Here is a 13920-nt window from a genome sequence, read left to right as displayed (position 1 = left end):
GGCACAGGAAAAGCCCCTCCACAGGGGGAGGGGCTATCCATATCCGGGCGGAAATCCGCCGATCAGCGATAGAAGATGTGGCTGTCCACCCGCGCGATTCGGGCACGGCGCCAGTTGGGCCTTACCGATGCAGCATGGAAATACAGCGCATCGCCCACCGGACTATCCCACAGGCCTTCATGCACGATCCGCGCGATTGCCTTGGCATTGCGCCAGGCGGCGGAAGACGTGCGGATAGAAGGCATGCGCCCGTTACGCACGAAAGAGAATTGCGAACGCTGGTAGACCACGCCGCAATAGCTTTCGGGGAATTTGTCGGATTCGGCGCGATTGACGATCACCTGCCCCACGGCAAGCTGACCCACCAGCGGTTCTCCGCGCGCTTCGAAATAGATGGCGCCTGCCAGGCACTGCATGTCCTTGGACATGTCACCGGCGGCAGGAAGGCTGGCTACCAGCCCTTCAAGGGAATCGGAGTCGCCTGCCACCACCGGCTTATCGGTGGGCAGGGGCTGCACAACTTCCTTGGAAACGAAACGAACCGCACCTGTATCGGCTGCCAGCGGCGCAATAGCCGCTTCTGTATCAGCCTCTCCCCGGGCCATTACCTTGGTCTCGGGGTCTTGTGCGAAGGCACCGGATGCAGCGGCGCCTGAAATCGTAAAGACCGTCATGGCCATCACGGCAAAGGCCGCGGCCAGCTGGGTTTTGCGACTCATATTCCTGTTTTTATCGGCGGTGAACGCGCCCCGACGCAGGCCTTGGTCCGTCCGTAAGACATGGACCTGTTCCGATCTTGCGATCGTTGGCCTGCCGGCCGTTCCCCGTCTGCGTGCTAGCCACCCGGCCGATTTGCCGGTCTGACCGCCTGCGCGTTAGGTCGCGGCGCCCTTACGGCCAATACGGCGGAAGTCAACCTTTGAAGGGCGGCAAACCGATGAAACGTTCACCATTGGCGATGTCCAGTTCGAGAATCCAAAGGTCATCGTCCTGGCGTTTGCGTCTTTGATAATATTCCGAAAAATCTACCGGATTTTCAGTATCTTGCGTGCGCGTCAGCGTCCATTGGCGGCTTCCATCAAGCTGCGGCATGCGTTCGTAAATTCTGCCCTTCGCCCCGTTTTCGCAACAAATGACAAGGATGGTGCCGGCATCGCGTTCACCTTTTGCAATTACCGTTGCGAAACCTCCGGCCGCGTTGACCACGCGGATCAGGCCCGAAATTTCGAGATGAGCGGGTATCCTGTCATCCATCCATCCGCACTCCCTCTGCCTGCACTTTCAGAAGCCTCATTCGGAAGGCACAGCGTATCCCGGCAGTCCTGAGAGCGCGATCCGCGATCGCATGAAGGTGCCCGTTCCGCGTCCGATCTCTTCACCCTGCGCATCGACCAGATTGGCTTCCGCCACAAAGACGCGGCGCTTGCCGCTGATCCAGCGGCCATGGGCCACCACTTTACCGGACCGGACCGGGGCAGTGAAATGGAGATTGAAACCCGTGGTCAACAGGAAGCGATCGGAAACGAGGCTGTTCGCCGCATAGAAGGCGGCATCGTCCAGCATCTTGAAATAGATCGTGCCATGGGCGGCGCCTGCCGCGTGGAAGACACGCTCATCCACTTCGAACTCGATCTGGGCGGTACCGCTTCCCATTATCGCGAGGCGGGAAGGGAACAGCGCGTTGATCGGTGCGGAAGCATAGAGATTTTCCAGCGCACGATAATGCAGCACGGCACCGGAATCGTCTTGCCCGCTCACTGGGTCAGGCTCGAAGTATCAGGCAGCGTCGCGATCGGTCGCATTGGCGAGGAGGGCGTAAAGCGCTTCCTCCCCATGCGCTTCCATCAGTGCTTCATGCGTGCGTTCATCGCGCACAAGGCGAGAGATTGCCGCAAGGGCATGGAGATGAGTGACACCGGCATTTTCCGGCGAGAGCAGGCCGAAGACGAGTTCCACCGGCAAGCCATCGGCCGATGCGAAATCCACCGGCTCGTCCAGTTTGAGCAGGGCCGCAACCGGCCGCTTGATCCCCGGAACGCGGGCATGCGGAATGGCGACGCCGCGTCCGAAACCGGTACTGCCGAGATTCTCGCGCTCCTGCAGTCGATCGAGCACTTCGGCAGGATCGAGTTCATAGGAGGCAGCAAAAATTCCGGCCAGACGGCCCAGGATTTCATGCTTCGTTTCGGCCCGGATTACGGCAACCGATTCAGGAAGGATGGAAAAAAGCGACGTCATCACTCTTCAAAAGCTCTGCTTCTTGCGACCCTCACTTAGGCAGGGTGCAGCCGGGCAACGCCAAAAGCCTGACGGAAATCACCGTCAAATTCAGGGAGTTGCCCGAGATCTGCGAGCCCTGGCGCGCCGATTGCGCGCCCGCTTCAGGACGGTTCGACCCAGCCGATCGAGCCGTCGTGGCGGCGGTAGACCATATTATGACGCCCGGTGCCAGCATTTTTGAAGAACAGGGCGTTGGTGTGCCTGAGATCCAGCATCATCACAGCGTCGGATACGCTGGCCTCGGGGATGTCCACCCGGGTTTCGGCGATCACCAGCGGCGCATCGCTCTCCACCACTTCCTCCGCCTCTTCGGCGAGGGGGGCAAAGACGGTATAGGCAGCATCTTCCTCGTACGCGGCGAAGGCGACCTGCTCATGCCGGTCCTTCAATCGGCGCTTGTAGCGGCGAAGCTGCTTGTCGATCTTTTCGGCAGCCTGGTCGAACGCGATGTGAACGTCATGCGCTTCGCCATGGGCCTTCAGGATCAGGCCGTGCATCACATGCATCACGATGTCACTGGTATAGGCGCTGGTCGGCGCCTTGCCGAATGTGACGTGTGAGGAAAGCGCGCGGCTGAAATATTTGTCGATGATCGAATTGAGCCGGTCGGCAGCATGCTCCTGCAGAGCACTGCCGGTGTCGATCTGGTGGCCGGACACGCGAATATCCATCGTAACGCTACTCCTGCTTCGATCCGCCGCCCGTTGGGATTCTCAAGTGTCCCAGAGCGGGGATGCGATCGTTGTCAAAAACTCCTTGTGCCGCGCGAGTTCCTCCTCACTCGCATCGTGAGGGCGAGGGGCACGAAATTCGCGCTTCTTCGCCGGGCTGCGTCTGAATTCGATTACGGTTGTTTCGGTGACGGTGGCCGCCAGTTCGAGGCCAATCTGCCGCCCGCCGGTGAGTTCGACATAGACCTGCGCCAGCAGTTCGGCATCGAGCAGCGCCCCGTGGAATGTACGGTGGCTGCGGTCGACCCCATAACGGGAGCACAGGGCATCCAGCGAGAGCTTGGCGCCCGGATGGCGCCGCTTGGCGATGGCCAGCGTATCCACCATCCGGTCCATGCTGACCGGCTCCATCCCGCACATGGCGAGTTCGGCATTGAGGAAGCCAAAGTCGAACGTGGCATTGTGCGCCACCAGCGGGGAATCGCCGAGGAATTCGAGCAGTTCTTCCGCGCTTTCATGGAAACGCGGCTTGTCCGCCAGGAAGGCATCGGAGAGGCCGTGCACGGCTTCCGCTTCGGCGGGCATCGAACGATCGGGATTGTAATAGGCGTGGAATGAGCGGCCGGTTGCAACCCGGTTCACGAGTTCGATGCACCCCATTTCCACCAGCCGATCCCCTTTCGCGGGATCGAAACCGGTGGTTTCGGTGTCGAAGACGATCTCTCTCATTAAGTCCAATATCGGACTCGTTTCCGACGCTGGCAAGAGTTGTCAGCGGGGCTTTGTCAGATTCTCGACCAGGCTGCGAACAGCCTCGCGCGTTTCCTCAATCGGGCAGCCCGTATCGATTATGAAATCGGCCCGCGCGCGCTTTTCCGCATCGGGCATCTGCCGTTCGAGGATCGCCGCGAATTTCTCCACGCTCATGCCGGGGCGGCCAAGAACCCGGCGCCGCTGGGTCTCTGCATCGGCAGATACGACCGCCACTGCGTCCACCCGATCCTGCGTGCCTTTTTCGAACAGCAGCGGGATGTCGAAGACGATCAGCTTTTGCCCGGCATGTTCGATCAGGAACGCCTCCCGCTCTGCCGCCACGGCGGGGTGGATGATTGCCTCGAGCCGGGCCATCGCCGCATCGTCACCGAACACCTGCGCACCAAGGGCAGCACGATCGACACCGGCAGGGCCGGTCGTGCCCGGAAATGCCTTTTCAATCTCGGCCAGCAACCGGCCATCCGGACCTTGCAGGCGATGCACCGATGCATCGGCATCGAACACCGGCACGCCAAGTTCGGCGAACATCTGCGCGACAGTGGATTTGCCCATCCCGATCGAGCCGGTGAGGCCGAGAATGAAGGGATGGCTCACCCGCTCAGGCCCCGGTCAGCCGCTTGCGCAACTCCGTATCGCCATCCTGCCTCAGTGGAGCGACACCGAAGAACTTCTCGAACGCCTCGGCCGCCTGGCCGATCAACATGGAAAGCCCGTCCACCGTGCGGAACCCGGCCGCGCGGGCCGCCTGAAGCAGCGGCGTATCCACCGGATGCGTCACGATATCATAGACCACGCTGCCGGGCGGCACATGGCTGAAATCGAATTCCAGCGGAGGCTGGCCGGCCATGCCCAGCGGGCTGGCATTCACTACCAGGTCGAAACAGCCTGCCCGGTCGTCGAACTCGAAATCGGTCGGTTCGGCAAAATGGGCGAGGGGGGCAACGTGATGTTCGCCCTGCGGATCAAGCTCGTCGAGCAAGGCGCGTGCCTTTGCCGGATCGCGGCCCGCCAGCACGATCACCACATGTTCCTGCGCCAGCGCCGCGATGATCGCCCGTGCCGCACCTCCGGTGCCGAGCACGCGAGCCATGCGGAACAGATGCTCCCGCGCAAGGATCGGCCGCAAAGGCTCCAGAAAGCCGCCCGCATCGGTATTGTATCCGGTGAGCGAGCCATCCTTCTCGCGAATGATCGTATTCACCGCGCCGATTTTCGCCGCCAGCGGATCGAGCCGATCGAGCAGGGGGATCACCGCCTGCTTGTGCGGCATGGTGACGTTACAGCCACGCCAGTCCGCATCGGCGCGGCGCGAGGCAAGGTAATCCTCAAGCCCGCTGGAGGTCACATGGGCCGCGCGATATTCGGCATCGAGGCCGAGGCCGGCAATCCAGTAGCCATGGATCGCTGGGGATTTGGACTGGACGATCGGATCGCCGATCACTTCGGCATAGGGCCTGGTCACGCCTCAAGCTCCCCTTCGGCGCGCAATGCGCCCAGAACCGGCAATAATGGCATGCCCAGCACAGTGAACTGATCCCCTTCGATACGTTCAAACAATTGCACGCCCATGGCCTCGATCCGGAATACGCCCACGCAGCCCGCCACTTCGGGCCATTCGGCCGCAAGATAATGCTCGATGAAGCTTTCGGATAATTCGCGGACATGCAGCACGGCATCGTCCGCCGCGCTCCACACCATCCTGCCGTCTCGGGCGAGGGCGGCGGCACTGTGCAAATGCATCGGCTTGCCCGAGAAGAAGCGCAGATGATCCGCCGCATCTTCCCGGCTGGCCGGCTTGTCAAAACGCTGGCCGATCACGGCCACGAGGGAATCGCTGCCCAGCACAAGCCGCCCGGGCATCTCGCGCGAAACGGCAAGTGCCTTGGCCTCGGCCAGTGCAAGCGCGACCTCCTGCGGACGCGCATCGCCGAGCTTTTCCTCCAAAGCCCGTTCATCGAGATGGGCAGGACGAGCATCGAAGGCGACACCTGCGGCAGCGAGCATCGCCTTGCGCGAGCCGCTCTGGGAAGCGAGGATAATCATTTCTGCAGGTTCATATCGGCTTTGCGCCGCCTTCATGGCTGGCCGTCTTGCGTTCATTATACAGGCGGATGATCGCCGCGGCGGTTTCCTCGATCGAACGCCTGGTAACGTCGATCACCGGCCAGCCATTATCGGCGAACATGCGCCGCGCAAAGGCCACTTCCTTTTCCACGCGCTCTTCCGAGACATAGGCGGTCTCCGTCCCCTCATTGAGGGACAGCAGGCGGTTGCGGCGGATCTCGATCAGGCGCTTGGGCGCAGTCGTCAGCCCCACCACCAGCGGGTGCCGCAGGCCGAAAAGAGAAGGCGGCGGCGGGCTTTCCACCACCAGCGGGATATTGGCGACCTTGTAGCCGCGATTGGCAAGATAGATGCTGGTCGGCGTCTTGGATGTGCGCGAAACGCCCGCCAGCACGATGTCCGCCTCTTCCCATTCCTCCCACAGCACGCCGTCGTCATGGGCAATGGTGTAGTGGATCGCGTTGACGCGGGCGAAATAGGCCTCGTCCATCATGTGCTGGCGGCCGGGCCTGCCGACGGCGGCCTGACCGAGCTGATGCTCCAGTGCTTCGGTAACGGCATCGAGCGCGGCAACCATCGGCAGGCCCACGGCCCGGCAATGCTCTTCCAACCTCTTGCGCGTGTCGGGATTGACCAGAGTGAACAGCACAAGGCCGGAATTGGCACTCAATTCGCCCAGAATCCGCTCCAGATGCTGCTGGGAACGGACCATGGGCCAGAAATGGCGCACGATCTCGATCCCTTCGAACTGGGCGAGGGCCGCCTTTGCGATGTTTTCCAGCGTTTCGCCAGTGGAATCCGATAGAAGATGCAGGTGAAGCCGGGTCATCGCGACAGGAGCAACCTTTGCCGATCCCGCCGAAACCAATGCAGGCGGGGCCATGTGGATAACACCCGGCATAAACCACGGGAGGAGCCTCTGGACAAGTTCGGGGACGGATTCACTCCCCGGATCGAGTCCTTCAACGGGCAAGATGTGGACAGGTGGAACGGAGTTTCGACAGGCTGTGGACAGTGGGGAAAGAGTCTCGTTGACGTCACATTCCCACGATTCGAGTGCGCACTGCTGCTGTTCATTACGGGAGAAATCGGGCAAGGCCCGGCAATCCCCGATATCCACAGGACCAACAGAGTCCATAAACCTATATATATAAATATCTTTTTTTGGATTGGACCTTCCCGCGATGCCCGGCCCCCTTCTCAAAACGCTGCGTGGAACCAACATTTCCCGGCGCCCCGTCTGGCTCATGCGCCAGGCCGGCCGCTACCTTCCCGAATATCGCGCGCTGCGGGCGGAGAAGGGCGGTTTCCTCGAACTGGTCTATGATTCAGACGCCGCGGCCGAGATCACGATTCAACCCCTGCGCCGTTTCGGTTTTGACGGGGCAATCCTGTTTTCCGACATCCTCATCGTCCCCTATGCCATGGGGCAGGATCTGAAGTTCCTCGCCGGGGAAGGGCCGAACCTTTCCCCCCGGCTTGCCGATGTGGCTCTGGAGAGCCTTCAGGCGGTCCCTGAGCGCCTTTCTCCGATCTATGAGACCGTGGCTAAGGTTAAGGCCCAACTCGCGCCTGAGGTGACCATGCTGGGCTTTGCAGGCAGCCCTTGGACTGTGGCGACCTATATGGTCGCGGGCGAGGGCAGCCGGGACCAGCATGTCACTCGTGAATATGCCTATCGCGATCCGCAGGCTTTCCAGGCCATCGTGGACGGGATCGTTGCGGTGACGGTGGAATATCTCTCCGGCCAGGTCGAAGCAGGCGCGGAAGCGCTGCAATTGTTCGACAGCTGGGCAGGCAGCCTTTCACCCGCGCAATATGAGCGGTGGGTGATTGCCCCCAATGCCGCCATCGCCAGCGAGATGAAACGCCGCCATCCCGATATTCCGCTGATCGGCTTCCCAAAGGGATCGGGCGAGAAACTGTCCGCCTATGCGCGCGAGACGGGCGTGGATGCCATCGGGGTGGACGAGACCGTCGATCCGCTCTGGGCGGCAAAGGCATTGCCGGAAGGCATGCCGGTACAGGGCAATCTCGATCCCTTGCTGCTGCTTTCCGGCGGTGAAGAACTCGACCGTCAGGCGCGTAAGGTGCTGGACGCCTTTGCCGGGCGCCCTCACGTGTTCAATCTGGGCCATGGGATCGGCCAGACCACGCCCATCGCCAATGTCGAACGGCTGTTGGGCGTGGTGCGCGGCTGGGGCAGTTGAGGATACAGCCCGGCTGTATTCCCGATCTATTGAGGGAAAACGGCCAGCTCGCTGAGGCTGATGTAGCGCTGATCGCCTTCGCCGCCATTGAGGCCCTTGATCCGCACCGCACTGGTCCGGATTTTCGGAAACTCGATGAGGTAGGAGGCGAATTGTGGGCGCAGATGCTTGTCGTTCACCAGCACCGGTTCGGTCACCATACGGACACCGGGAATGGCGATCCAGTTGCCGTCAGCGTCGAGATATTCCGCGCTCAGCGATACGAACCAACCGCCATATTCACCCATCTTGCCGGTGGTGACGAGCATGCTGCCGACATCGACCGGCTTGTCCCAGCGATAGCCGAAGCTTTCCAGCCGCGTTGGCCCCTTGGGGCTTTCAACGCTGGTGCCGCCCATCGTTGCTCCATCGCGCAAAGGCTCAATTCCGGCCTGATCGAGCGGGCCGAGCAGTTCGACGGCGCTTTGGGCGAGGTTGGAGCCTTTCACGATGAGGGTTACGGTTTCCGACAGGCTTTTGCCGCCTGACGTCACCGTTACCTTGCTGTCAAAACTGCCAATGGCGGAAGGCACGCCGCCAATCCGTCCCGACGCATCGATGGCAAGGCCGGGAGGCAGATCGGTTGCTGTCCAGCTGGCGGGAGTGCTGCCTCCGGCATAGAGCTGGATGGTCGCATCCTGTCCGGCAATCAGCGTGCGGGGCGGGCTGGGCATGATCTCGAAGGGCGGGGTAAAACTCGCCGCCTGATTGACCCGGTAATAGATTTGCCCGTCGACAATCTCGCTTTGCCCACCATGGTCCAGAATCTGCTGTTCGGCTAGTCTGGCTGTGCGCTGGGCCATCTCGCGGATCGAGACGCTGGGCATGTCGCGGCGTGAACGGTTGAGATAGCGATCGTTGAACGGCAGCGTCCAGCCCTTGATCGGATAGAGCAGATCCTCGGGAATTGCCTTGGTGCCGCCGGCAAGGGCCAGAAGCCCGGCGACCGTGGCGGCCTGATTATCGGCATCGAAGCCCATGGCGCTGGCAAGGTCGAGCGAGCGGCGGAAATCGCCTTCGCCATAGAGCAGCGCCAGGATAGCGCAGGCACCATTGAGATTGGCATCCCAGATCGATTTATGGGCGCTGTTTTCGTAATAGGCCTTGGCAACTTCCTTGCGTGCCGCCTTCCAGTCATCGGGATAGCGGTGCTTGAGTTCCTTCACAAAAGCGATGGTTTTCGCGAACTGGGAATCGGCGGGAAGCGCGGCCTGTCCGATATCCACCAGCTTTGCGACATCGGATTCATGGAACGCGGCCGAGAACATCGCGCCATAGGCAATCGTCGGTTCGGTTCCTTCGGCATCGGCACTGATTTTTGCTGCCCAGCGGGATTTTTGTGCCGCGTAATCGACCATTCCGGGGGCAGTGATTGCCCAGATTTCGTTGATCAGCTGCGGATCGATCTGGAAATATTCGGGATTGAGATCCTTCGCGCCGGTTTCCGGCGGATAGAAGCCCTGATGCATCATGGCGAGTGCCTGACGGTTCGCGATCCAGACCCAATTGTCGACATGGGCTATCCAGGCATCGCGGATCTGGGCATAGGTCGGCTCGGCGCCGGCCTGCTCCATCAGGCGAAGATAGATATATTCGAAATCCGTATCGTCGTCCGAGAATGCGCCGCCGAAGGCATCCATCACTCCGGTCATGCGTGTGGCGCCGAAGTGGGACTGGTAATAGGGGATTTCGAGAAAGTCGTAGCCGTAGGGGAAGGCATCCGGCCCCGGCTCATCGATATGCACATTCTCATGCGGCAGGCCGTAAATATTGCCGACCAGCTGGCCGAGCCAGGATGCATAGATCTTGTCTTCCAGCTCCGCTTTCGAAAGGCGCAGTTCGGGCTGTGCCGCTGCGGTGTCGGCAGCCATGGCGGGCATGGGCGCGGCGAGTGTGAGCGTGGCAGAGGCCAGCAGGAGCCGGATGGTCGAACTATGCTTCATCGAATTTCCCCTTTTCACGGGAATATTGGCGTGCAGATCATGAGCAGGCTTGCAATCAAGCGTTCCATTTCTTGACCTGGCCATCTCTTGACCGGGCCATCTCTTGACCAGGCCTTGCCCCCTCTGCCACATGCGCGGCGCGAAAAGAGTGGGTGAAACCTGCTCAAATTTGGCGTAAATGCGCCACATGCAGGAAGTGCTCTCCATGCTCTATTTCTGGCTCAAGGCCGGCCACATTATCTTCGTTATCTTCTGGATGGCCGGGCTGTTCATGCTGCCCCGCTATTTCGTGTACCATCAGGAATGCGCGCCGGATTCGCCTGAAAATGCAGTGTGGATCGATCGGGAACGCAAGCTGCTGAAGATCATCCTGCTGCCCTCGATCGTCGTGGTGTGGGTGTTGGGCCTGCTGCTGGCATGGCAGATCGGCGCCTTCGCGCAGGGCTGGTTCCATGCCAAGCTGCTGCTGGTGCTGATCCTGTCCGGCTATCATGGCTGGCTGTCGGCCTATGCCAAGGCCTTGGCCCGCGGGGAGCGCAAGCTTGAAGGCAAGAAGCTGCGCATGCTCAACGAAGTGCCTGGCATTGCCGCGGCGCTGATCGTGGTGCTGGTGGTGATCAAGCCCTTCTGAACCGCCCGATTGTGCCGGTTTCGCCGCTATTCATTTGCGGCGAGCCGTGCAGGCTATGCTTTTATTGCGAATTGACGGAAGGCCGCGGCGCGCCTATTTCCGTTGCACTCCGGCTGTAGCCGCCATTCAGGGCGGCAGGGTCCGCTTTCTCCAAGCCCATCAGGCCCGCCGGCTTCCCAACATTTCCCAAGTGGAACCCAGACAATGCATCTGAAAGAACTCAAGAAGAGGACGCCGGCCGAACTGGTCGCCATGGCAGAAGAATATGAGGTCGAAGGCGCATCCACCATGCGCCGGCAGGATCTGATGTTCGCCATCCTCAAGGAAGTGGCCGAAGATGGCGAGGAAATCCTCGGCGTCGGCACGATTGAAGTGCTGCAGGATGGCTTCGGCTTCCTGCGCAGCCCCGAGGCGAATTATCTCGCCGGCCCCGACGATATTTACGTCTCGCCCAACCAGGTCCGCAAATGGGGCCTGCGCACCGGCGATACGGTGGAAGGAGAAATTCGCGCGCCCAAGGATGGCGAACGTTATTTCGCGCTGACCAAGCTCACCAGCGTCAATTTCGACCATCCCGATGCAGTGCGCCATCGCACGAATTTCGATAACCTCACACCGCTCTATCCCGACGAACGTCTGGTGCTCGACACTGTCGATCCCACGGTGAAGGACAAGTCGGCTCGCGTGATCGATCTCATCGCGCCGCAGGGCAAGGGCCAGCGCGCCCTGATCGTGGCGCCGCCGCGTACCGGTAAGACTGTGCTGCTGCAGAACATCGCCAAGGCGATCACCGATAATCACCCGGAAGTGTTCCTGATCGTCCTGCTGGTCGACGAACGTCCGGAAGAAGTGACCGACATGCAGCGTTCGGTGAAGGGCGAGGTGATTTCCTCCACCTTCGACGAACCCGCTTCTCGCCACGTGCAAGTTGCTGAAATGGTTATCGAAAAGGCCAAGCGCCTGGTCGAGCACAAGAAGGATGTCGTCATCCTGCTGGACTCGATTACCCGCCTCGGCCGTGCCTACAACACCGTGGTGCCCAGTTCCGGCAAGGTGCTGACCGGCGGTGTGGACGCCAACGCCCTGCAGCGGCCGAAGCGCTTCTTCGGCGCCGCGCGCAACATCGAGGAAGGCGGTTCGCTTTCCATTATCGCCACGGCGCTGATCGATACCGGCAGCCGCATGGACGAAGTGATCTTCGAAGAATTCAAGGGCACCGGTAACTCGGAAATCGTGCTCGACCGCAAGGTTGCGGACAAGCGCATCTTCCCGGCGCTGGATGTCGGCAAGAGCGGCACCCGCAAGGAAGAACTGCTGGTCGGCAAGGACCAGCTCAGCAAGATGTGGGTGCTGCGCCGTATCCTGATGCAGATGGGCACGGTGGACGCGATGGAATTCCTCCTCGACAAGATGAAGGATTCCAAGACCAACGAAGATTTCTTCGCGACGATGAACCAGTAAGGTTCGAATGGCTGCCCGCCTTCCCTTCCGCTCGGTGGTTACCGGCGGACCGGGGGCGGGCAAGTCCACATTGCTCGATGCCGCCGCGGCAGCGGGCATGGCTGTTTCGCCAGAAGTCGCCCGGGTAATCCTTCAGGCACCGGGCGGCATGGAACTGCGTGAGCGCAATCCCACTGGTTTTGCCGAAGCGATGCTTGCCCATGAATTGGCGGCATTCGAAGAAAGTGTTCGTGAGAACACGCCTGTTCTATTCGATCGCGGCTTTCCCGACATCGCCGGTTTCCTCGACCTGGAAGGTCTGCCCGTCCCGCGTGAGCTTGAACGAATCTGTCGGGATCTGCGTTACGAGGGGCCGATCTTCAGGGCGGCGCCGTGGCGCGCAATCTATGCACAGGATGCGGAACGGATTCAGGACTGGGATCAGGCGGTTGCCAGCGATGCCGCGATCAGTGCGGCATGGCGCCGATATGGATACAGTCCTATCGATCTGCCGTTCGTATCCGTTGAGGATCGCCTGCGCTTCGTGGCAGGATACCTGTCGGCAGACTCAGGGGGCGGCAATGGATGATGACGGCGATCAGGCGGATGGGATGGTCTTGCTCGCCATCCTCGTCTCCCGTGTTGAGGCTATTGTCGTGACTTCCATGCTTGAGGCCGGGGGAATATTCGCGAACACGGGCGCCCTCAACCACGCATCGGTGGAGGTCAATTCACTTGCGCTTGGCGGTCATCGTATATGGGTACCCGCCTCGCAATATCGACTGGCCAGCGATTTGCTGATCGAAGTCCTCGGTGAGAATGAATGGAGTTTCTCACCGGGCTTGAGGCGTGCGGTGCTGCGAGTGGCCGGAGCGTGGGCAGGCGTGATGATAGCGGCCACGGCTGCCCTCTGGGCGCTGGGTGGCACTTCGTTCGTGGAGATCGTGTTCGCGCCGCTCAGTGCATTGACTGTGCCGGTGAACCCCCAGGGGCGGGGTGACTATTTCCTGCATCCGCTGGCGGGATAATCAGGCTAGATTCTCCGCAAGGAACTCGCGCGTCCGAGCATCGGCCAGTTGTGCGCCTTCCTTGTTTCGCCGACTGCCCGAAGTGGCTGCGAAGCCGTGGTCCAGCCCTTCATAGTCGTACAAAGTCACGCGCGGATGCGGATCGAGTGCCTTGTGCATCGCCGCCTGTGCATCGGGGCTTACGAAGTGGTCCGCCGTGGGAACATGCAGCAACAACGGGCGAGCAATAGCATGGGCCTCGTCCAGCATCTGGTCGATCATCACCCCGTAATAGCCCACACTGGCGTCCACATCGGTGCGGGTCGCAGCCATATAGGCGAGCCTGCCGCCAAGGCAGAAGCCCACTGCGCCGACCTTCTCCACGCCTAGTTCGTTGCGGATGAATTTCACGCAGGCTTCGATGTCTTTCACGCCGTCATCGGCGGAATATTGCATCATGTTGTCGATCGCCTGCTTGAACTCGTCCTCCACATCGGGATCAAGCTCGCTGCCGGGCGCGAACCGCCAGAAGATGTCAGGGGCGACTGCGAGATAGCCCAGCGCAGCCCAGTCGTCGCACTTCTGCACGATCCCGGCATTCACACCGAAGATTTCTGGAATCACGATCACTGCCGCACGCGGCGTGGTTTCCGGGCGTGAACACCAGGCCGGGATCGAGCCTTCGCTACCAAGGGCGGGAACGGAGATGTTGGTCGGCATGGGCGGGGCTCCTCTCGCAGGTCGGGTGCAGCAAACTATTGTCCGAAGATGGACATTGCCAGTGCCCTGTGACAGCCTTGCAGGTCTGAGAACAGATTGCCATTTGCTGTCAGTGGCATTTCCGCCTGAGGAGGCTCGCAC

General features: G+C 61.0%; 17 protein-coding genes. 5 read left to right on the top strand and 12 right to left on the bottom strand.

Annotated elements, in window-relative coordinates; genetic code table 11:
* Positions 1-62: 62 nt before the first annotated feature.
* From SZ64_RS13790 to SZ64_RS13745, 10 genes are all read right to left on the bottom strand, one after another.
* Positions 63-719, bottom strand: coding sequence for a cell wall hydrolase (locus SZ64_RS13790; RefSeq protein ID WP_054531355.1), 657 nt, complete (start codon positions 717-719; stop codon positions 63-65).
* A gap of 193 nt (positions 720-912) precedes the next feature.
* The gene (locus tag SZ64_RS13785) at positions 913-1254 is read right to left on the bottom strand and encodes a DUF1491 family protein (RefSeq protein ID WP_054531354.1); all 342 of its coding nucleotides are present in this window, start codon (positions 1252-1254) and stop codon (positions 913-915) included.
* Between the two features lie 36 nt (positions 1255-1290).
* Positions 1291-1758, bottom strand: coding sequence for a PaaI family thioesterase (locus SZ64_RS13780; protein WP_054531353.1), 468 nt, complete (start codon positions 1756-1758; stop codon positions 1291-1293).
* Between the two features lie 18 nt (positions 1759-1776).
* Complete coding sequence (locus SZ64_RS13775; protein WP_054531352.1) at positions 1777-2238, bottom strand: PTS sugar transporter subunit IIA; 462 nt, start codon at positions 2236-2238, stop codon at positions 1777-1779.
* A gap of 143 nt (positions 2239-2381) precedes the next feature.
* Entirely contained in the window at positions 2382-2951 is a 570-nt protein-coding gene (raiA, locus tag SZ64_RS13770; protein WP_054531351.1) for a ribosome-associated translation inhibitor RaiA, read from the bottom strand.
* 42 nt (positions 2952-2993) lie between these two features.
* Entirely contained in the window at positions 2994-3680 is a 687-nt protein-coding gene (gene dnaQ / locus SZ64_RS13765) for a DNA polymerase III subunit epsilon (RefSeq protein WP_054531350.1), read from the bottom strand.
* Positions 3681-3722: 42 nt separating this feature from the next.
* Positions 3723-4319: a dephospho-CoA kinase gene (coaE, locus tag SZ64_RS13760; protein WP_082384594.1), complete on the bottom strand. Its 597-nt coding sequence runs from the start codon at positions 4317-4319 to the stop codon at positions 3723-3725.
* Between the two features lie 4 nt (positions 4320-4323).
* Entirely contained in the window at positions 4324-5187 is an 864-nt protein-coding gene (locus SZ64_RS13755; RefSeq protein ID WP_054531349.1) for a shikimate dehydrogenase, read from the bottom strand.
* Positions 5184-5768, bottom strand: coding sequence for a Maf family protein (locus SZ64_RS13750; protein ID WP_054532265.1), 585 nt, complete (start codon positions 5766-5768; stop codon positions 5184-5186). Before SZ64_RS13750 ends, SZ64_RS13755 begins: the two co-directional genes overlap by 4 nt.
* A gap of 10 nt (positions 5769-5778) precedes the next feature.
* The gene (locus SZ64_RS13745) at positions 5779-6618 is read right to left on the bottom strand and encodes a pyruvate, water dikinase regulatory protein (protein ID WP_054531348.1); all 840 of its coding nucleotides are present in this window, start codon (positions 6616-6618) and stop codon (positions 5779-5781) included.
* 355 nt (positions 6619-6973) lie between these two features.
* Between SZ64_RS13745 and hemE the strand changes: the two genes are divergently transcribed.
* Complete coding sequence (gene hemE, locus SZ64_RS13740) at positions 6974-7999, top strand: uroporphyrinogen decarboxylase (protein WP_054531347.1); 1026 nt, start codon at positions 6974-6976, stop codon at positions 7997-7999.
* A 26-nt stretch (positions 8000-8025) separates the two neighbouring features.
* Here hemE and SZ64_RS13735 read toward each other — a convergent pair whose 3' ends face one another.
* Positions 8026-9981 (bottom strand): ADP-ribosylglycohydrolase family protein, encoded by a 1956-nt coding sequence (locus SZ64_RS13735; protein WP_054531346.1) that lies wholly within the window; start codon positions 9979-9981, stop codon positions 8026-8028.
* Positions 9982-10168: 187 nt separating this feature from the next.
* Here SZ64_RS13735 and SZ64_RS13730 point away from each other — a divergent pair, with 187 nt between their 5' ends.
* From SZ64_RS13730 to SZ64_RS13715, 4 genes are all read left to right on the top strand, one after another.
* On the top strand, positions 10169-10612 hold the full coding sequence (locus SZ64_RS13730) for a CopD family protein (protein WP_054532264.1): 444 nt from the start codon (positions 10169-10171) through the stop codon (positions 10610-10612).
* Between the two features lie 204 nt (positions 10613-10816).
* The gene (gene rho / locus SZ64_RS13725) at positions 10817-12073 is read left to right on the top strand and encodes a transcription termination factor Rho (protein ID WP_054531345.1); all 1257 of its coding nucleotides are present in this window, start codon (positions 10817-10819) and stop codon (positions 12071-12073) included.
* A 7-nt stretch (positions 12074-12080) separates the two neighbouring features.
* Complete coding sequence (locus SZ64_RS13720) at positions 12081-12641, top strand: AAA family ATPase (RefSeq protein WP_054531344.1); 561 nt, start codon at positions 12081-12083, stop codon at positions 12639-12641.
* Positions 12634-13080, top strand: coding sequence for a hypothetical protein (locus tag SZ64_RS13715; RefSeq protein ID WP_054531343.1), 447 nt, complete (start codon positions 12634-12636; stop codon positions 13078-13080). Before SZ64_RS13720 ends, SZ64_RS13715 begins: the two co-directional genes overlap by 8 nt.
* Here the strand turns inward: SZ64_RS13715 and SZ64_RS13710 are convergent, their stop codons facing one another.
* Positions 13081-13779: a dienelactone hydrolase family protein gene (locus tag SZ64_RS13710; RefSeq protein WP_054531342.1), complete on the bottom strand. Its 699-nt coding sequence runs from the start codon at positions 13777-13779 to the stop codon at positions 13081-13083.
* Positions 13780-13920: the final 141 nt, after the last annotated feature.

It is taken from the genome of Erythrobacter sp. SG61-1L, assembly GCF_001305965.1.
In the GTDB taxonomy this organism is placed as follows: Bacteria; Pseudomonadota; Alphaproteobacteria; order Sphingomonadales; family Sphingomonadaceae; genus Andeanibacterium.
This window is presented reverse-complemented; position numbering and strand designations above follow the sequence as displayed.